This window comes from Aeromonas sp. 600527 (assembly GCF_049175415.1).
In the GTDB taxonomy this organism is placed as follows: domain Bacteria; phylum Pseudomonadota; class Gammaproteobacteria; order Enterobacterales; family Aeromonadaceae; genus Aeromonas; species Aeromonas veronii_A.
Genome location: NZ_JAAKVA010000008.1, coordinates 81,023 through 100,372, shown reverse-complemented (window position 1 = coordinate 100,372; position 19,350 = coordinate 81,023). Strand labels below are relative to the sequence as shown.

20 protein-coding genes and 1 tRNA gene are annotated in these 19,350 nt (G+C 56.2%); 11 read left to right on the top strand and 10 right to left on the bottom strand.

The features are described 5' to 3' along the window. Positions 1 to 10 precede the first annotated feature (10 nt). Positions 11 to 658, top strand: coding sequence for a pyroglutamyl-peptidase I (gene pcp / locus G5154_RS12005; RefSeq protein WP_421250910.1), 648 nt, complete (start codon positions 11 to 13; stop codon positions 656 to 658). After that, positions 655 to 1,119 (top strand): gamma-glutamylcyclotransferase family protein, encoded by a 465-nt coding sequence (locus G5154_RS12000; protein WP_421250911.1) that lies wholly within the window; start codon positions 655 to 657, stop codon positions 1,117 to 1,119. Before pcp ends, G5154_RS12000 begins: the two co-directional genes overlap by 4 nt. A gap of 65 nt (positions 1,120 to 1,184) precedes the next feature. On the opposite strand, the gene G5154_RS11995 is transcribed toward G5154_RS12000, so the two are convergent. Continuing rightward, positions 1,185 to 3,077: a methyl-accepting chemotaxis protein gene (locus G5154_RS11995; RefSeq protein WP_064338951.1), complete on the bottom strand. Its 1,893-nt coding sequence runs from the start codon at positions 3,075 to 3,077 to the stop codon at positions 1,185 to 1,187. Between the two features lie 260 nt (positions 3,078 to 3,337). Beyond that, a tRNA-Trp gene (locus G5154_RS11990) sits at positions 3,338 to 3,414 on the bottom strand. A 201-nt stretch (positions 3,415 to 3,615) separates the two neighbouring features. On the opposite strand from G5154_RS11990, the gene G5154_RS11985 reads away from it, so the two are divergent. From G5154_RS11985 to G5154_RS11965, 5 genes are all read left to right on the top strand, one after another. Beyond that, positions 3,616 to 4,158, top strand: a complete 543-nt coding sequence (locus G5154_RS11985) for a hypothetical protein (protein WP_421250912.1) — start codon at positions 3,616 to 3,618, stop codon at positions 4,156 to 4,158. Between the two features lie 99 nt (positions 4,159 to 4,257). Then, positions 4,258 to 4,452, top strand: a complete 195-nt coding sequence (locus G5154_RS11980; RefSeq protein WP_421250913.1) for a hypothetical protein — start codon at positions 4,258 to 4,260, stop codon at positions 4,450 to 4,452. Continuing rightward, the gene (gene pyrB / locus G5154_RS11975; protein WP_005339735.1) at positions 4,433 to 5,353 is read left to right on the top strand and encodes an aspartate carbamoyltransferase; all 921 of its coding nucleotides are present in this window, start codon (positions 4,433 to 4,435) and stop codon (positions 5,351 to 5,353) included. Before G5154_RS11980 ends, pyrB begins: the two co-directional genes overlap by 20 nt. A gap of 15 nt (positions 5,354 to 5,368) precedes the next feature. Further along, positions 5,369 to 5,833: an aspartate carbamoyltransferase regulatory subunit gene (gene pyrI, locus G5154_RS11970; RefSeq protein ID WP_005339730.1), complete on the top strand. Its 465-nt coding sequence runs from the start codon at positions 5,369 to 5,371 to the stop codon at positions 5,831 to 5,833. Positions 5,834 to 6,033: 200 nt separating this feature from the next. Beyond that, positions 6,034 to 6,525, top strand: coding sequence for an arginine repressor (locus G5154_RS11965; protein WP_005339728.1), 492 nt, complete (start codon positions 6,034 to 6,036; stop codon positions 6,523 to 6,525). 131 nt (positions 6,526 to 6,656) lie between these two features. Here the strand turns inward: G5154_RS11965 and G5154_RS11960 are convergent, their stop codons facing one another. From G5154_RS11960 to arcA, 4 genes are all read right to left on the bottom strand, one after another. Further along, on the bottom strand, positions 6,657 to 8,063 hold the full coding sequence (locus G5154_RS11960) for a YfcC family protein (RefSeq protein WP_005339725.1): 1,407 nt from the start codon (positions 8,061 to 8,063) through the stop codon (positions 6,657 to 6,659). 123 nt (positions 8,064 to 8,186) lie between these two features. Continuing rightward, entirely contained in the window at positions 8,187 to 9,191 is a 1,005-nt protein-coding gene (gene argF / locus G5154_RS11955) for an ornithine carbamoyltransferase (protein WP_005339721.1), read from the bottom strand. A 79-nt stretch (positions 9,192 to 9,270) separates the two neighbouring features. Further along, positions 9,271 to 10,197, bottom strand: a complete 927-nt coding sequence (gene arcC, locus G5154_RS11950) for a carbamate kinase (protein WP_139428743.1) — start codon at positions 10,195 to 10,197, stop codon at positions 9,271 to 9,273. Between the two features lie 62 nt (positions 10,198 to 10,259). Continuing rightward, the gene (gene arcA / locus G5154_RS11945) at positions 10,260 to 11,480 is read right to left on the bottom strand and encodes an arginine deiminase (RefSeq protein WP_139412110.1); all 1,221 of its coding nucleotides are present in this window, start codon (positions 11,478 to 11,480) and stop codon (positions 10,260 to 10,262) included. Between the two features lie 747 nt (positions 11,481 to 12,227). On the opposite strand from arcA, the gene G5154_RS11940 reads away from it, so the two are divergent. From G5154_RS11940 to G5154_RS11930, 3 genes are all read left to right on the top strand, one after another. Then, complete coding sequence (locus G5154_RS11940) at positions 12,228 to 12,404, top strand: hypothetical protein (RefSeq protein WP_421250914.1); 177 nt, start codon at positions 12,228 to 12,230, stop codon at positions 12,402 to 12,404. A gap of 97 nt (positions 12,405 to 12,501) precedes the next feature. Further along, complete coding sequence (locus G5154_RS11935) at positions 12,502 to 13,149, top strand: AAA family ATPase (protein ID WP_421250915.1); 648 nt, start codon at positions 12,502 to 12,504, stop codon at positions 13,147 to 13,149. A 1-nt stretch (position 13,150) separates the two neighbouring features. After that, complete coding sequence (locus tag G5154_RS11930) at positions 13,151 to 13,519, top strand: CopG family transcriptional regulator (protein WP_421206330.1); 369 nt, start codon at positions 13,151 to 13,153, stop codon at positions 13,517 to 13,519. 720 nt (positions 13,520 to 14,239) lie between these two features. Here G5154_RS11930 and hemN read toward each other — a convergent pair. The 4 genes from hemN to G5154_RS11910 all read right to left on the bottom strand — a co-directional run bounded on the left by hemN (position 14,240) and on the right by G5154_RS11910 (position 18,138). Beyond that, the gene (gene hemN / locus G5154_RS11925; protein WP_421250916.1) at positions 14,240 to 15,613 is read right to left on the bottom strand and encodes an oxygen-independent coproporphyrinogen III oxidase; all 1,374 of its coding nucleotides are present in this window, start codon (positions 15,611 to 15,613) and stop codon (positions 14,240 to 14,242) included. A 30-nt stretch (positions 15,614 to 15,643) separates the two neighbouring features. Then, positions 15,644 to 16,084 (bottom strand): DUF2489 domain-containing protein, encoded by a 441-nt coding sequence (locus tag G5154_RS11920; RefSeq protein ID WP_337073314.1) that lies wholly within the window; start codon positions 16,082 to 16,084, stop codon positions 15,644 to 15,646. Between the two features lie 11 nt (positions 16,085 to 16,095). After that, positions 16,096 to 16,683, bottom strand: a complete 588-nt coding sequence (gene yihI, locus G5154_RS11915) for a Der GTPase-activating protein YihI (RefSeq protein WP_337073276.1) — start codon at positions 16,681 to 16,683, stop codon at positions 16,096 to 16,098. Between the two features lie 837 nt (positions 16,684 to 17,520). After that, positions 17,521 to 18,138, bottom strand: coding sequence for a c-type cytochrome (locus G5154_RS11910; protein WP_005341942.1), 618 nt, complete (start codon positions 18,136 to 18,138; stop codon positions 17,521 to 17,523). A gap of 142 nt (positions 18,139 to 18,280) precedes the next feature. Between G5154_RS11910 and yihA the strand changes: the two genes are divergently transcribed. After that, positions 18,281 to 18,937: a ribosome biogenesis GTP-binding protein YihA/YsxC gene (gene yihA, locus G5154_RS11905; RefSeq protein ID WP_005339709.1), complete on the top strand. Its 657-nt coding sequence runs from the start codon at positions 18,281 to 18,283 to the stop codon at positions 18,935 to 18,937. Positions 18,938 to 19,350: the final 413 nt, after the last annotated feature.

Here is a 19,350-nt window from a genome sequence, read left to right as displayed (position 1 = left end):
TCGGGAGAAGATGATGAAAGTACTGATTACCGGTTTTGACCCCTTCGGCGGCGAGCCCATCAACCCGGCATGGGAGGCGGTCAAACGCCTGCCGGAAACCATTCTGGACGCCACAGTGATCAAGGCGCAGATCCCCACCGTCTTTGGCAAGTCAGCCACCCTGCTGGCAGAGCTGATGCGCCAGTACCAGCCCAACGTGGTGATCAACGTCGGTCAGGCGGGCGGCCGCTTCGCCATTACCCCGGAGCGGGTCGCCATCAACATCGACGATGCCCGCATCCCCGACAACGAGCAGCAGCAACCCATCGACGAAGTGATTCAGGCCGATGGTGCTCCGGCCTACTTCTCCCGTCTGCCCCTCAAGGGGATGGTGCAGCGCATCAAGGAGAACGGCATTCCGGCGGCGGTCTCCAACACCGCCGGCACCTTCGTCTGCAACCACATCATGTACCAGCTGCACTACCTGATTGAAAAAGAGTTCCCGGCGGTGCGCGGCGGATTTATCCACGTTCCCTACATCACCGAGCAGGTAGCGGACAAGGTGAACCAGCCCTGCCTCGCCATGAGCGACATTACCCGCGCTCTGGCGCTGGCCATCGAGGCGGTGGTGCTGCAGCAGGATGGCGATATCAAGGTCGTGGGCGGCGAGATCTCATGAGCCTTTGCCAGCCACGCCCGCTGTTCGTCTACGGCAGCCTGATGGACGGGCTGTTCAACTACCGCCGCTATCTGGCTCACCACGTGAGCCAAGCGCCGCGGCGCGCCCGGGTGCGCGGTGCCCTCTATCATCTGCAGCACAAGGGCTACCCCGCCCTGCTGCAGGGGGATGACTGGGTTTATGGTGAGCTTTTTGTGCTGGACGACTTCCCTGCCGCCATCGCGGCCCTCGACGAGATGGAGAACTTCCACGGTGAAGATGATCCCCAGAGCGAATATCTGCGCCAGCTCATCGAGGTGGAGATCTTCGACCCGACGCAGGGGCGTTATGTCGGCCAGCAGCAGACCTACCACTACCGCTACGTGGTACAGCACGATCCCAGTTGGCAGCAGGGCAAGCACTACCTGCCCGACGGCAACTGGCGTGCCTTCCATCTGGCGCAGCTGGAGAGCGCCGCCTGACGGTCAGCGACAATAAGAAAGGGCAGCCCGCGGGCTGCCCTTTTTCATGGAAGATGGCCTGAGGATCAGAGCCGGAAACGGCCGATCTCCTGCTCCAGCCGCTCGGTCAACGACTTGAGTTCGGCCGCCTGCGCCGCCTCGCTGCCCGCCTGCTCGGCCAGCTCTTGCGAGACGTGGCGGATATTCTCGGTATTGCGGCTGATCTCGCCGGTCACCGAAGTCTGCTCCTCGGCCGCCGCCGCGATCTGGGTCGCCATGTCGCTGATGGAGCCGATTGCCTCGTTGATCCGGGCAAGGCTCTGGTTGGCCGCTTCCGCATCCTCGACGCTGGTACCCGCCAGCTGACGGCTGGTCTCCATGCCACCCACGGCGCGACGGGTGGTCTGCTGCAGGGTCTCGATCATCTGCTGGATCTCGTCGGTGGAGTCGTGGGTACGGCGTGACAGCACCCGCACCTCGTCCGCGACTACCGCGAAGCCGCGGCCCTGCTCACCAGCCCGCGCAGCCTCGATGGCCGCGTTGAGCGCCAGCAGGTTGGTCTGCTCGGCGATGCCGCTGATGGTCGCCAGAATGCCGCTGATCTTCTGGGCATGGCTGTCGAGCTCATTGATGATCTGGCTGGCATCGGCCACTTCGTCCGCCAGACCGGTAATGCTGCGCTGACTCTGGCCAACCTGGGATTGGCCGGCGACCGCCAGTGCGACCGCATCGGTGGCGGTAGTGGCGGCAAACTCGGCGTTACCGGCGATCTCCTGGGTAGCGGAAGCCATCTCGGTCACCGCGGTCGCCACCATCACGATCTCATCCTGCTGCTGGCGCACCCGCTGACTGCGGGCCTGCGCCCCGGCCGCCTGAGCGCGAGACTGGGCCGCCAGCTCGACGGTCACATCCCGCAACCGGCTGACGATACCGTGCAGCCGCGCCACGAATTGGTTGAAGTTCTGGGCCAGCTGACCCACCTCATCCTTGCTGTGAGTGTTGATGTGAACGGTGAGATCCCCCTCGCCGTGGGCAATGTCGTGCAGGGCGTGCGCGACCCGACCGAGATCGGCGAACAGGTATTTGAAGGTGGCGGTGAGCAGGGCGCTGAACACCAGCATCAGCACCAGCGTCAGCCCCACCAGCTCCCACAGCAGGCTGCTGAGCGGCGCCTCCAGCACATCGCGATACATCACCATGGCCAGCAGCCAGTCGGTGCCCGGTACCGGTTGTACCGCCAGCAGCACATCCCGCCCGTCGAGGGTGGCGGCGTGCAGCTCGCTGTTTTCACGGCCCCACTGCTGGAAGGTGGCGGCAGAGAGTCCCGGCGCCAGCTCGGCGATGGGCTTGAGCGCCAAATCCTTCTGCGGATGGCCGACGATGAGGCCGCTACTGTCCAGCAGCATGGCATAGCCCTCACCCTGCACCTTCATCGCCAGCACTTCGTCGATCAGCTTGTCGAGCGCCAGGTTGGCCCCCACGGCACCGACCAGCTCGCCCTGATGGCGCACCGGCTCGGAAAGAGTGACCACCAGCTTCTGCATGGTGACGCTGACATAGGGGGCGGTGACGATGAGCTGCCCCGCTTTCACCGCATCCTGATACCAGGGGCGCTCGCGCGGGTCATAGTTACCGGTGTTGAGGGAGGGGTCCTGCCGGGTCATCACCCCCTGCGCGGAGCCAAAATAGGTGAGGCCGAAGCCGCCCGAGGTGTAGGCCTGCTTCAGGTGCGGCACCAGCTCGGCTTGGGGGTTATCGCTGATCAGGTTGACCAGCGCATGGACGGTGTTCTTGCGATCCGTCATCCATTCGCCGATGGCGACCGAGTAGGCGTGGCCATAGTTGACCGCCTCGCTCTGGATGGCGCTCATGGTGCGGGATTTTAGGGTGTGAAAGGCAACGATGCCGAGCAGTGATGCCATCAGCAGCACTACGCCAAGACTGGTGGCCAGCAGCTTGCCGCGCAGAGAGAGGGTCATGACGACGAATCCTTGTTGTTGTGTCAGGCAGGGAATACCCTGATGTATCAAAGGCTATCGGCCGCAATATGAACAGACTTTAGTGAATCCGTATATTTTTACATCTATCAACAACAGAGATTGCTACCATAAGTTGGTTGCTCGCTATTCCATGCTATCCAGCAGTGGAGCAATCAGGAGAAGAAACAGGGGGCGGGAGGGACAGACGGTGAACGCCGGAAATGCGAAAGGCCAGCTCAATGAGCTGGCCTTTCTGATAATGGCAGGGGCGGCAGGACTCGAACCCGCAACCATCGGTTTTGGAGACCGCTGTTCTACCAATTGGAACTACGCCCCTGCAACAAACGAGGCGTAGTATACAAAGCGGGTTTCAAAGGTAAAGGCTTTTTTCACACTTTCAATGCGATTGCACAAATCCCGAACAAGTCGCGCTTGTTTGTGCAGCAAAGCGGGATAACTTGCTGTATTTGCAGCCCTGCCGGGGTAGGAATGGGACATAAATGGGGGTAGGGTGAAATCAGGTACCGGGAGGCCACTTATGCTCAATTACCGACTGCTCCAACAATTGGCGCCCCTCAATTTCAGGGATGAACGCAAGACAGAAGCCCTGCCCGCCTATCTTGAACGGGTCGCGCCGCTGGTGCCCTTTATTCCTGAAAATGTGCTCTCCCAGTGGATTTACCGTCATTGGCGCGGTTTTGAGTCCAACTGGAGCTTCATCGATCTCGCCAGCCATCAGTTCACCTGTGAAAGCTGGCCCACCGCGCAGCTGGTGGATCAGGTGGACTCCCGCCATATGGAGGTGATCGAGCGCTGGGGCGAGATGCTGCGCAGCAATCGCTATGTGCGCCGCTCCTGGCTCGGCGAGAAGATGCTGAGCGACGGCACCTGGCCCGAACCTGTCATCGTGCTGGTGCCGGAAGAGGGTGCCAGCTACCCGAACGGGCAACCGCTGCCGCAACCCTACTGCTTGCTGGAAGGACACCACCGACTCGGTTATTTGCGCGCCATGGCCCGCGATGGGGAATCGCTGCAAGAGACGCACAAGGTGTGGATTTGTCGTCATGTTTCCGCCACTTAAACGTTTTTCATGCTGAAATTGGCATCGGAAATAAAATTTTGACAATTAAAAAAGCGGCCCTATAATCTGTCCGGTTTTGAAAAAGGTCGGGAAGAAACGATGCAGTTTTTGATTCAGAAAACAGCCTTGCAGACGGGTGGTGCGCACCAGAGCGTCCCCGTTGTTTCCGGTTCCCACCCCAACGATCCCCAGTTATTTTTAAAAAAAGCCCCTGTTTCAGGGGCTTTTTTTTGTGCCCGAAAAACCTCCAATGATGTCAAAGGGAATGCAGACGATGACCAATCCACTCTATAAGAAACATGTCATCTCCATTTCGGACCTGACCCGGTCAGAAATGGAACTGGTAGTCTCAACCGCACAACGGTTGAAGGCTGAACCTGACACCAGCCTGTTGAAAGACAAGCTGGTTGCCAGCTGCTTCTTCGAAGCCTCCACCCGCACCCGCCTCTCCTTCGAGACCGCGGTACAGCGCCTTGGCGGCAACATCATCGGCTTCGCCGACGGTGGCAACACCAGCGCCAAGAAGGGCGAGACGCTGGCTGACTCCATCAAAATCATCGGCTCCTACTCGGATGCGGTGGTGATGCGCCACCCGAAAGAGGGCGCGGCCCGTCTGGCCTCCGAGTTCTCCCGCGTGCCGGTCATCAACGGCGGCGACGGCTCCAACCAGCATCCGAGCCAGACCCTGCTCGACCTGTTCACCATCCATGAGACCCAGGGCCGTCTGGACAACCTCAACGTCGCCTTCGTCGGTGACCTGAAATATGGCCGCACCGTGCACTCGCTGGCCCAGGCACTCAGCCTGTTCAACTGCCGCTTCTTCTTCATCTCCCCGGAAGCGCTGGCGATGCCGGACTACATCTGCGAAGAGCTGGAAGAGAAGGGCATCCAGTTCAGCGTCCACCAGACCATGGAAGAGGTGATGCCGGAGCTGGACATCCTCTACATGACCCGCGTCCAGAAAGAGCGCTTCGACGAGACCGAATACAAGCACATGGCTGCCAAGTTCATTCTGGAGCTGGCAACCCTGGAAGGGGCCAAGCCCACCATGAAGATCCTGCATCCCCTGCCCCGCGTCGACGAGATCGATGTAGCGGTCGACAAGACTCCCCACGCTTGCTACTTCCAGCAGGCTGAGAACGGGGTCTATGCACGCCAGGCGCTGCTGGCACTGGTACTGAACGAAACTGTCTGAGCTTAGGGGAATATCATGTCTGACAAGAACCAACTGCAAGTCGAAGCCATCCGTCACGGCTCCGTCATCGATCACATCCCCGCTGGCCAGGGCATCAAGATCCTCAAGCTGTTCCAGCTGGTTGAAACCCAGGAGCGGATCACCGTCGGCTTCAACCTGAAATCCGGCGCGCTGGGCAAGAAGGATCTCATCAAGATCGAGAACACCCGCCTGACCGAACAGCAAGCCAACCAGCTGGCACTGTTCGCCCCGAAAGCGACCGTCAACATCATCGAAGACTTCAATGTGGTGAAGAAGCACCAGCTGGAGCTGCCGGAGTTCATCGCCGGCGTGTTCCACTGCCCCAACTCCAACTGCATCTCCCACAACGAGCCGGTAGACAGCTACTTCCGGGTGCGCGAAGTGAAAGGCGTGGTACGGATGAAGTGCAAATATTGCGAGAAGTCCTTCACTCAGGACATCGTCAGCGAGCGTTACTGATATCTGATTGGGCCCCTCGGGGCCCATTTTTGAACCCTGTCACATCACCGAATTTCCAGTCAGCTATAATTTGCCATCGCAAGATGGTAATGCCCGCTCATTCCCTGCATATAGATGGATTATCAGTATTTTTGCCTGATAACTGACTGCTATGGCAGATATCGCGCGTTTACCTCCGGTCATCATCAAAGGAATTCGCCGTGGTCAAAACCCTCAGTCGTCCCGTTGCCCAAGAGCCCGATCTGGCCCAGCTGGATGCCTGTCGCCAGATCATCGGTCAGCACTGCTACAGCACCCAGGAAGAGATCCGCCGCGAGCTGTCGGAGCGCGGCTTTGCCGACATCAGCCAGTCCACCATCTCCCGCCTGCTGCGCCGCCTCGGCGTTGCCAAGGCCCAGAATGCCAACGGCAAGAAGGTCTACACCCTGGTCGACGAGCAGCTGGAACCTGCCGGCAGTACCCGCTCGATCCACGACATGGTGCGCGAAGTGGTGCACAACCAGCAGATGGTGCTGATCCACACCACTCCGGGGGCCGCCACCGTGGTGGCTCGCCTGCTGGATCGCAACGCCAATCCCGAGATCATGGGCGCCGTCGCAGGCAATGACGTGGTGCTGGTCGCGCCGCGCCATATCAGCCGTACCCGTCAGGCCCATGCCGCCGTGGTGCGCACGCTGGCGCAGGCCCGCTAAGCCATTTCCCCTAAATATATCGAGGCGACCCGCGGGTCGCCTTTTTGTTGCCTGCTACTTTGTGTCCATCACTTCTTGCGCCCATAAAAAACGGGAGCCCGCAGGCTCCCGTTTCATCTTGCTTGTCACTCTCAGGAGAGCACGGCCCCCAGGCTCAGGCAGACCACGATCAGCACGGTCAGGATACCGAGCAGCGGAGCCACCCACTTCAGCCAGCGCACATAAGGCACCTTGGCGATGGCCAGGCCGCCCATGACCACGGCTGAGGTCGGGGTCACCAGATTCACCAGACCGGAGGCTGACTGGTAAGCAGTCACCACCAGATCGCGGCCCACGTTGGCGAAGTCGGCCAGCGGCGCCATGATCGGCATGGTCAGTACGGCCAGACCGGAGGAGGACGGCACCAGGAAGGAGAGCACCACTTCCAGCACGAACATCACGTTGATAAAGACGATGGTGGAGAGGCCGGTCACGATCCCTTCTGCACTGTGCAAAATGGTGTGAGTGATCATGCCGTTATCCATCACCACCACGATACCGCGGGCGATACCGATGATCAGCGCCACCCCCAGCAGGTCACGGGCACCGTCGATAAAGTTGGAGGTCAGCTCCTCCTCGCTCATGCGGGAGATAAGACCAACGATGATGGCGGCAGCCAGGAACACGCCGGAGATCTGCGCCATCCACCAGCCCAACACGGCCACACCGTAGATCATCACGGCAAAGGCGGCGACGAAGATACCCAGCACGATTTTACGGGTCAGGGTGAACTCCAGCATCTGGTCGCTCTTGTTGCCAAGGAAGTGGGCACGGTTCTCTTCCCACTTGTCAGCCACCAGCGATTTGCTCGGATCGCTGCGCACCATCTTGGCGTAACGCATGACGTAGGCAACGCAGAGCAGCCAGCCGGCGACCAGCATGGCGACGCGCAGCCAGATACCGTCGGTGAAGGAGATACCGGCCGCGTTGGCCGCAATCACGGTCGCAAACGGGTTGATGGTGGAACCCAGAGTACCGATACCGGCCCCCAGCAGCACGGTTGCTGCAGCCACCACAGGGTCGAAGCGGGCGGCCATCATCACCGGCACCAGCAGGGTGTAGAACGGCAGCGACTCTTCGGCCATGCCGTAGATGGTGCCGCCTGCGGCGAACAGCGCCATCAGGATCGGGATCATCCACTCTTCCCGGCCGCGCAGACGATCGGTGACGCGCTCGATACCGGCATCGATGGCACCTGTCTTGGTCACAATGCCAAGAAAACCACCGATGATCAGGATAAAGAGGGAGACGTCGATGGCGCCTGCCTCATAGGTGTCGTGGTTATAGAGGCCATCGATAGGTGCCAGCAGCACATCGACGATCCCCTGGGGATTCCCCTCCACCAGTTTGTAGGTACCCGCCACCGGCACTTCTTTGCCGAGGGCTTCGTTCATGGTCATCTCATATTTGCCGGCCGGCACTATCCAGCTCAGGGCGGCCACCAGGGCGATCAGCACAAACAGTATCGTGTAGGCTGACGGGAACTTGAATTTGGTCATGGTCCAGCTTCCTTCTGTGGGTGTGGTATCCATGCAGGCTGCGGGTTGTAGGGTTAGAGGTATTATGCCGCTGTCACATGGTCGAAAAGCCGGGGGTCGCCCCCCGGCACCACTACTGCGACCTTAGTCGCCCAGCGTAGCAACCATCACTGCCTTGATGGTGTGCATCCGGTTTTCGGCCTCGTCGAACACGATGCTGTGCTCAGATTCGAACACGTCCTCGGTTACTTCCAGGCCTTTCATGCCATATTTGTCAGCCACTTCCTTGCCCATGGTGGTCTCGTCGTTGTGGAACGCCGGCAGGCAGTGCATGAACTTCACATCCGGGTTCTTGGTGGCGTTGATGACATCCATGTTGACCTGATACGGGGTCATCAGTTTGACGCGCTGATCCCAGGCTTCTTTCGCTTCACCCATGGATACCCAGACGTCGGTGTAGAGGAAGTCCGCACCCAGCACGCCCTCTTTCACATCTTCGGTCAGGGTGATGCGTGCGCCGGTCTCTTCGGCGATCAGGCGGCACTTGGCAACCAGCTCCTCTTCCGGCCAGAAAGCTTTCGGCGCGACCAGACGGATGTCCATGCCCATTTTGGCGGCGCCGACCATCAGGGAGTTACCCATGTTGTTGCGGGCATCACCCAGGTAGGCGAACTTGATTTGATCCAGACGCTTGCCCTTGCCGTGCTCCAGCATGGTCATGAAGTCGGCCAGGATCTGGGTCGGGTGGAATTCGTTGGTCAGGCCGTTCCAGACTGGGACACCGGCGTAGGCGCCCAGCTCTTCCACGATCTCCTGACCGTAGCCGCGGTATTCGATACCGTCATACATACGACCCAGTACACGGGCGGTGTCCTTCATGGACTCCTTGTGACCAATTTGGGAACCGCTCGGGCCAAGGTAGGAGACTTGCGCGCCCTGGTCGAAGGCCGCCACTTCAAATGCACAACGGGTACGGGTGGAGGTCTTCTCGAAAATCAGGGCGATGTTCTTGCCGACCAGATGCTTGCGCTCGTAGCCACCGTATTTGGCTTTCTTCAGGTCGATGGCCAGGTCGATCATGTATTGGATTTCGCGCGGGGTGAAGTCCAGCAGTTTCAGGAAGTTACGGTTACGCAGATTAAAAGCCATGATGAGTTCTCTCTATATATGTTTCAGACCAGTTCGGGCAGTAGTGTTGACTACGCATTCTCAGTACAGCTGTCGGTAATTACGCATGTACGGTGCGGGTGGCGACGATATTGGTGCCGGCTTCACCCTTGAGGATGGCGAGGCCATCTTCCAGCGAGCCGATGCCAACCATGCCGCCGGTCGCTTTGACAAATTCACAGGAGGCTTCGACTTTCGGTCCCATGGAACCTGCGTCGAACTTGACCCCGGCCAGCTCGTCCGGGCTGGTGATCCGCAGCGGACGCTGGGTCGGTTTGCCCCAATCCAGATAGACGGCATCGGCATCGGTCAGGATCAGCAGGGCGTCGGCCTTGATCTGCTTGGCCAGATAGGCGGCAGACATGTCTTTGTCGATCACCGCTTCGATACCGGTCAGGCTCTGGCCATCCCAGGTCACCGGGATACCGCCACCACCGGTACAGATGATGAGGTGGCCCTGGGCAATCAGGGTTTCAATGGCGTCGCCTTCAACGATGCGCTGGGGCAGCGGGGATGGCACTACGCGGCGGAAGAACTTGCCGTCAGCCTTGACCACCCAGTGCTTCTCTTCTGCCAGAGTGCGGGCTTCAGCCTCTTCGTAGACGGGGCCGATAAATTTGGTCGGGTTGGCAAATGCCGGATCCTTGGGATCGACCTGCACCTGAGTCAGCAGCGCGGTGACGTTGCGGCTCGGCATCAGGTTTTTCAGCTCCTGGATCAGCATGTAGCCGATCATGCCTTGGGACTCGGCACCCAGCACATCCAGCGGATAGGGGGATACCTTGGTGTAGGCGCTGTTTTGCAGGGCCAGCAGGCCGACTTGCGGGCCGTTGCCATGCACCAGCACCACGTTGTACTCCTGAGCGATCAGTGCGATGGTCTTGGCGGCAGTTGCAATATTCTTGCGCTGGATATCCGCTTCCAGTGGCTCACCACGACGGAGCAGAGCATTGCCACCCAGAGCGACGACGACAGTTGGTTTTTTCATAGTGGTTAATCTCGAGTTTGGTTCTGTGTGGCGCCAGCCTCTGCCGGCGCCACGCCGTCTCATCAGATGCTGTCGCGTTCCATCGGGCAGCTCATGCAGCGGGCGCCGCCGCGGCCACGGCCCAGTTCATCACCCGGGATGGAGAGAACTGTGATACCGGCCTTGTCATACTTCTCATTGGTGTAGGTATTGCGCTCGTAGCCCACCACCACGCCGGGACGCACGGTCAGCACGTTATTGGCGTCGTTCCACTGCTCGCGTTCGGCTTCGAAGCTGTCACCGCCAGTGGTGATGATCTTCAGCTGATCCACGCCCAGTGCTTTCTCGATAGCAGTGACGAAGTAACCCTCTTCCTTGATGTTCATGCCGGTGGCGCCGCCCGGAGTCAGGCTCCAGCACTGCACATCCTTGCGGATCACTTCCGGATAGACGGAGAAGGTGTCGATATCCATATGGGTCATGACGGTATCCAGGTGCATGCAGCTGCGGTGTTTCGGCAGTTCCATGGCGATGACCTGTTTGGCCTGACCATGTTTGAACAGGCTGCGAGCCAGATGCTCGACACCTTGCGGGGTGGTGCGCTCGGACATGCCGATCAGCACGGCGCCGCGGCCGATAACCAGTACGTCGCCACCCTCGATGGTGGAGTTGTCGTAGTCACGATCCTCGTCACCGAAGTACTTGATGAAGTCCTGACCGGCAAACATCGGGTGCCAGCGATAGATAGCCTTCACGTGGTTGGTCTCGCGGCGACGGGCTGGCTTGGCCATGGGGTTGATGGAGACGCCGCCATAAACCCAGCAGGAGGTATCACGGGTAAAGAGGTGGTTGGGCAGCGGCTCAATGATGAAATCGGTCGGTGCGTGCATGCCTACTACCATGTTGACGCCGCTGTAGGGCATCTCGGAGTAAGTCAGACCGCCAGAGAGAATGCGGGCCAGTTCGCGGTGCGGCATGTCAGCCAGGAAGCAGCGCACATCGTTGGCAAAAGAAGAGCCGAGGCGATAGTCGGAGACCTGATGTTGCAGCAGCCAGGTTTTGGCTTCCGGCACATCCAGGGTTTCGGCCAGCAGATTGGTCAGCAGGAAAACTTCGACATTCTGATCGCGCAGTACCTGAGCGAATTTGTCGTGCTCCTGACCGGCACGTTCAACAGACAGGACGTCATCGAACAGCAGATCCTGGCAGTTGGAAGGAGTCAGACGCTTCAGACTGAGGTTGGGGCGGTGCAACATGACACGGCGCAATTGGCCAACTTCAGAACCTACATAAAATTTGCTCATGATTATATTCCGTCTAGCAGTGGTCCCTGCGAGTGATTGAATAGATTCCTTCTATTCATGCTCGTGGCTAAGGCGGGATATTCTTTATGTAGGGTAATCGGCTTGTGTTCTATCCTGCCCTTGCCTTTCGAAGCCGAGGTTAGACCTGCCAATCGCAATAAACTTAGACATTGATCACATTCACTTGGAACTGAATATATTCACCTTTCAATCTATGACTCCAGTAGCAATTTACGCATTTTCCTCCAAGCAAACCCTGAATCTTCATGCAAAACCACCCTGATATATTTCAGGTTGATTCAACTTTTATTCATGCCGACTCACTGGGAAGATTAAAATGAAAAACAAAAAACCATTTAAAAGCAATAAGATGGGTGAAAACTAAAATAATATCTGAATATTACTACCTGTGTATTGAATACATCGGCGTGACGAGAGGAACATAGGGGAAATAAATACTCATATCGCCCAGATTTACTGCATAAATCTTTTCTTGTCCCAGATCATGGCATTGACGCCAACCCCATCAGGCTGAGCCTCATAAGTCATCACCTCTTTGTGCAGTTCAACTTAATATGCACAAAGTCCGCATCGAGGTGGGTAACCATTCTCGTCGGTCATCACAACGCCTTTTGATACTTTTTTCATTAATTGAATTTATTCACTTCACCTTGCGCTGGCGCCAACCTCGACTTAACTCAGAAAGTGATCCGGATCACACACATATGGCACTACCAAGGAGTTGTTATGAAGATGAAACCCATGCTGTTGCTCGCGACGTTGCTGCTCTCTGCGCTCCCTACATTCAGTCAGGCTGAAGGAGCCCCTGCCATGCCCATGGTGGTCTGCCATGTCGACAAGGCCCCCCAGATGCTGGTGCCCGACTATGTCTGCCGCTGGCATGGAGGCAGTGTTCACTATTAACCTGCAGAACGAGAGGAGCATCACTCCTCTCGCCTTGTGATGAGCCAACCCCCTCCTATACTGAAATCAGCGGTTTTCTCGTGGATAGGGGAACGTCATGATCTTGTTGGTCGGTGGGGAGAAGGGTGGCAGTGGCAAGAGCTGCCTGGCGCAAAATCTGGCGGTCTACCTCAGATCCCAATTTCAGGGAGAGGTGTTACTGGTCGACTGCGACCCGCAACGCACTACCTCGGACTGGATTCAGGAACGCAATGACAACCCGGATCTGCCGCAAATCAACTGCGTTCAGCTCTATGGCAATATTCGTAACGATCTGCTCAGCCTGAAAAATCGCTATGACTACGTTATCGTCGATTGCGGCGGGCAAGACAACCGGGCGCTGCGCTCTACCATGGCGGTCGCCACCCACGCACTGATCCCCTTGCGACCCAAGCGGCGCGACCTCAAGACCCTGCCCCATATGGAAGATCTCATCACCACCTGCAAGATGGTCAATCCGACCCTCAATGCAGCCGTTGTGTTGACCCAATGTCCATCTTTACCCAATCAGGTAAAGCGGATTCTAGAGGCCAAAGAGGTATGTGCCTCGTTCGGAGTCGATGTACTGAATTCCATCACCTATGGCCGCAACGTCTACGACGACAGTGAGGAAAAGGGATTATCGGTAATGGAGATCGAGCCGGATGGCAAATCTGCCGAAGAGATCCGGGCCATCGCCAAAGAGTTCTTGCAAGTGGGGGTGTGAGATGGGTCTGGCCGATCTTAAGAAAAAGCACCAGTTGCATCACCAGAAAAAGTTCACTGTTGACGAGTTTATCGAAGATGCGGAGTTCTACGCCAAGGGTAAACCCAAGGTGGTCAGCCTTGAGTTGACTCTGCATAGGGATGAAGCCTTGTCGGCACTGGCCTTTATCGAGAGTGGTGAGCATCTGAAGCCCAGCTACAAAAAAGCCACCTTCTCCATGAGTACAGTGGCCATCGATGAGCTGGGTAATCTGACCCAACAAGACGGCATGAACAAGTCCCTGTTGCTGCGCCTCTTTACCCACTACTTCTCTTCGCTGACTCCTGAAGAGCGCCAGACCATCTATGAGCGCCTCAACCAGCACCTATAAATACCCCATTAACTGCTCTTTTCCTGCCATCACACCCACATTGGATGATCACCATCAGAGCACAGAATCTGTTTCCAAAGTAACCAAAATTCCGTGTAAGAGATCCGCCATTCCACATGTAAGCCAAAAGCCGAAAAGATCCTCGAGATAATCGGAAGATAGGATCTTAAAACATGAAGGCGAATAACTTAACTCCATGTTTATAAATGAATAAATAGAAACACACCGTTTTCGAAAGCGTTAATAACAAAAACGTTTTCCAATCTGGCGTTGTAGCCCGTTAGAAAATCCTTATAGTTACTCATGCACGGACGCAATGAAGTCGGTCAGGAAGACTGGCTGCCAGGGTTGGGCAAATGGACTCACCACAGGATGTGGTAAAGGACACCTCCCAGGACGGAGAAAGTGCGACGGGACAGGATGACTCGTCAGGCCAAGATGGCTAAAGGACACCCCAAAGGATTGGGAAGGGGAAACCTAAAGGAAGAGGTAAACAGTCAGGGATTGCAGGGAGCAACTTCGTTCAAGGATCTGAGCGATACGACTACCGGGGGCGACGAAAGTCGCCCCCATCTTTTTATCTGAGTTTCACATCCCCATCGCTTACCTCAGCCCAGCGCCTTCTTGCCAGAACCTTCTCGGCCCGCTGTTTAAGCACCAGTCGATATGAAAAGGGCACCACGATGGCGCCCTTCTCTATTTTTTGATCAGCAAACAAGCTTAAATCACGCGAGAGAACTGCTGCTGGCGTGCCTTGTTGCGCAGATAGACATCGAAACACATGCAAATATTACGGATCAGCAGCTGTCCTGTGGAGGATACCTCCAGACCATCCTCCGTCATGCGCACCAGTCCATCGTTGATGAAGGTCTGCAGCAGTTTGAGATCGTCAGCAAAATACTCTCTGAAATTGAGCCCGTGCGCCTGCTCGACCGAAGCAAAATTCAAACGAAAATCGCAGATAAGCCGCTTGATCACCTCACGGCGGATCAGGTCATCCTGATTGAGCGAGCAGCCTTTCCACTGGGCATGACCCAGCTCTGAAACCTGTGCGTAGTAGGCCTTGAGCTCTTTCTGATTCTGGGAGTAGGCATCACCGATCATGCTGATGGAGGAGACCCCCAATCCCAGCAGATCGCAATCACCTTGAGTGGTATAGCCCTGGAAGTTGCGGTGCAGCTTGCCCTCGCGCTGCGCCACCGCCAGCTCGTCATCGGGTTTGGCAAAATGATCCATCCCGATAAACTGGTAACCCTGATCGGTGAGGAAGGCGATGGTGTCCTGCAGCATGGCCAGCTTCTCCTGCGGAGCAGGCATGTCGTCTTCTTTCAGCTTGCGCTGGGCGGCAAAGCGGCTCGGCAAGTGGGCATAGTTGAAGATGGAAAGGCGCGCCGGATCCGTCTTGAGCACCTCTTCCAGCGTATGGTGGAAACTGGCACGATCTTGATGTGGCAGGCCATAGATAAGGTCGAGGTTAGTCGAGCGGAAGCCAAGCTCACGGGCCCGTTCCAACATGGCTTTAATAAAGTCGTTGTCTTGCTCACGGTTGACCGCGACCTGCACATCCTTGTTGAAATCTTGCACACCAAGGCTGATGCGGTTGAAGCCGACTTCTCTCAGCACATCCAGCATGGTAATGGCAATCTCACGCGGATCGACCTCGATGCTAAACTCTCCCTCTTCGGCGAAATGGAAGTGCTCACGCAGCATGGCCATCAGTCGGCGTGTTTGCGCTGCATCCAGATAGGTGGGCGTACCACCACCCCAATGCAGTTGGGTGACAAGCCGCTGCTTGAAGAGCGGAGCCTGCGCCTGGATCTCCTGTTCCAGATAGTCGAGGTACTCGTCAGCCTTGTGCTGATGGCGGGTAATGACCTTGTTGCAGCCGCAGTAGTAGCAGAGCTTATGGCAGAAAGGGATATGCACGTAGAGCGACAGGTTGCGCTCGGGATACTGACCAGCTGCACGGACAAAGTCCGCATAGCCGAAGCTCTCGTTAAACTCCAGCGCGGTGGGATACGAGGTGTATCGCGGACCACTGTAGTTATATTTTTCGATCAGAGCCTGATCCCACACAATCTGTTCTGCTTGCACGTTCGCTTCCTCTCTATTGTTATTGTTGGCTCATCGGCCTAACTGAAAATCCTTCAGTTGGGCTACATCCTTGAGGATCTGTGCCTCCAGCTCGGCCTCGTAGCCGCTGCGTTCGAGATCCATCTTCATCACTTCATTGCGTTTGAGTGCTCGTCTTGCCTCGTGAGTCGGCATATCTTTCACCTTCTCGTACAGTCCGTAGAGACCCGGAAATTCGGTAGCAAATCTCCGTCCGCCCTTGATCTGCAACGCATCGAGCAGATTGGTCAGCCGAATAGCACCTTCTGAGTAATCACACTGCCCCTCCTGCACCGCATGGGCAATGACCCGCACGCTATCAAGAATTCGCTCGTTGCGAGCAGTTATCGCCTGCCACTGCATCGCTTGCTGTCGCCTCAGTCTGGCCAGCAGCATGCCTGCATAGATGGCCAATCCTGACAAAATCAGGCCGCCCAACAGGGCGGCCAGCATCCATCTACTCATCACTTTTTCTTCGGCTCAGGCTTGGGTTCCGGCTTGAAATCGACCTGGTTGAAACGGTCCCACAGCTCCTCTTCGGAAGCTGGTTTCTGCTCGTCGAACTCGGCGTCATCGCCATCATCAAACGGCAGCTCGTCATCTTCATCATCGTCGTTGTCGATGATGCCCAGCTCATCCATCAGCTCCTGATAACGGTCGACGCGCTGATCAACCCAGGCCTGCTCGGCCACTTCCAGGGTTTCACCGGCATCAAGACGATCCAGCAGATCATTCAAGCGGTCATCGTTTTCGATGGAAGCCAGCTCCTGCTCGGGCGTCATCACCAGCTTCTTCTCTTTCACCGCCTTGGGTGCTGCCGTCTTCTTCTGTTTGTCATCTACCACCAGTGCTACCGGCTTGCGGGAACCGATACGCGGATCTTTGGACTGGCTGTTGCCAGACTTGTTCTTCGGCTGTTCAACTTGCTGACGAGAACCAGCCTTCAGGCCCTTGCGCTTGGCAGCCCGTTTACGCTCACGGCCTTCCTGAGCACTGACATCAGATTCTTTGCGCTTGCCAGTAGGCTTGCGAGTGGGTTGTTTAGCAGACATGAATGGCTAACTCCGAAAAATAACTGGTTTGACCCGTACCCGGGATGATCTCACCCGGTGGGATACGATGCGAGGAACAGTAAGGCTGGAACAAGAGCAGGATCCCGCACCAATCCGGCCCGATCAGGCCACTGAACACCGCAGGATCGGTATCCTCTGGGCATGTTGCTGGTATTTTGACACAGAATGGCTAATCGGGTTAATGACCCAAAAGAAAAAAGGCAGCCGAAGCTGCCTTGATATGTTCATGCGTGCGCCATCCTGAATGGCAAAACAGTCTGTTTCGTCCTCTCCGTGACAACTTGTCGCCGCAGCATATCGTTGTGTGGTCATCCTGACCTTATATTGGTCGTTCCTGAATGTGCGTGTGCCTGTTTGACCCGTCTCGACCGCATCCTGCCATCGTGCTGGGGAGCCTGCATCCCGCAACCCCATCCCGCTCCGGAGATGGTCACCATCCTGATCCTTCAATCCTTTGCCAGCTCATACGAGCCCATGGCATCCCGCCACGCCTGCCATCCTCTGCTCACAACACCCTGTTGTGAAACCACCACCCAATCCGTGGGTGAATCCATTAAGTCTACTGTATCAACTCTATAAAACAGCTCAATCCACCCAAAAGATTCTCAACATCTCGAAAAATATCAATATTCACATAATCAATTGATAAATAATGGATATTTAATATTTTATGCAATTTTATGAGCCTTGGCCTGCCTTGAGAATGGGAGATCTCTTACAGAACGGGGGGATTAAACCGAGAATTATCTGAAAACCATAAAAACAACGGGGAGCAAAGGCTCCCCGTTTCAACTCGAATAGACCGTATCGACTATATCAGTGCAGACCCGCTACATATTTGGAGAGGGCTTCGATATCCTGATCAGTCAGTTTCTTGGCAACGTCCCGCATCATGCCATTCGGATCGTTGTCACGTGTCCCGGCACGGAATGCGGTGAGCTGGGCCTTGATATAGGCAGGATGTTGGCCGGACAGGCTTGGATACTTCGCCTGCTCGACACCTGAGCCACGGGGACCATGGCAAGCCGTACAGGCAGCCAGACCGCGACTCATGTCACCGCCCATATAGAGTGCCTTGCCCGCTTCGACCACGTCGTCAGGGACCGCGATAGGGGTAACCTTTAGACCGGAGAAGTAAGCCGCCAGGTCATCCATGTCCTGTTCCGACAAAGGTAACGCCATCGGCCCCATCACTGGCGCAACCCGGCCAATTTGACCAGAAGCGGCAGCCTTCAGTTCAACTAACTGCTTTTTGATATATGATGCGTGCTGACCAGCAATTTTGGGGTACATATCAACCAGGCTGTTTCCGTCCGGTCCATGACAAGCCGCACAAACGGCAGCCTTGGTCTGTCCCGCAGCGGCATCGCCCTTGGCTTGTGCCATCCCCGTTACGCCAACCATCAGAGCAAGAGTAATGACTAGGTTCTTCATGGCGTTCCAACTTTTCGTTATTAGGCTTCCAGATCCCATGCCGCTGAAGGCATGTTAAAATAAACGCGTTTAAGCGACGCTATTTTACACCATTTTACAAAAAAGTAACTCTATAACCCTCTATCTCCATGGGGAATTTACGTTGGATACACAAACTCTGAATTTCAATAAGGTGCATTTTGTGACCAGCGCACCCGACATCCGTCACCTGCCAAATGATGGGGGTGTCGAGATCGCGTTTGCCGGCCGTTCCAACGCTGGTAAGTCATCTGCATTGAACACCTTAACCAAACACAAAAACCTGGCGCGCACCAGTAAGACACCCGGACGTACCCAGCTGATCAACCTGTTTGAGCTGGAACCGGGCAAGCGTCTGGTCGACTTGCCGGGTTATGGTTATGCGCAAGTTCCGCTGGAAATGAAGCTCAAGTGGCAAAAGTCACTGGCAGAGTATCTGCAGCGCCGTGAGTCATTGAAAGGTCTGGTGATCCTGATGGACATCCGCCACCCGCTCAAAGATACCGACATGAACATGCTGGAGTGGAGCTCACACCGTCAGTTGCCCGTCATGCTGCTGCTTACCAAGGCTGATAAATTGAGCCCCGGCCCGCGCAACAACCAGGTAATCAAGGTGCGCCAGGCCGTTGCCAACCTCGGTTCCCAGATCCAGGTCGAAGCATTCTCCTCTCTCACCAATATCGGTGTGGAGAAGCTGGCGCAAACCCTGACCGAATGGTACGTCAGTGGTGACGATACCGACCTGCTGAACGCTGACGAACAGCAACCTGCCGAGGAGTAATCTACTCCTCGCTCTCCTTGCAATTGGCGGAGCACTCCTCCGCTGATTGAAAGGGTTTCAGATTGCCGCTTTCACCTGCCTCACGACAAACACTCTGTATTCGCCTCCCCTGCTATATCCATTACCGCTTACAGTTCATATAGATAGGCAGTTAATTCACACAAGGAATTAACCTCTAAAGACGTTGAGAGCGTTTTCAAATTCGTTCTTTCAAAACGAACCAGAATTACAAAAATAGACAAAAATGAAATTTAATTACAAGACCTAACCGAAAGGGATAAAAATGAGGCCGGACGACAGTGATGCCATCCAGCCTGAAATAATAAATTCAAAAAATTGGGAAGAAGCTGAATCTTGAGTACCAGACGACAGGTATTCCTCAAGAAGCAGCCTCATTCTATCAAATGCATCGC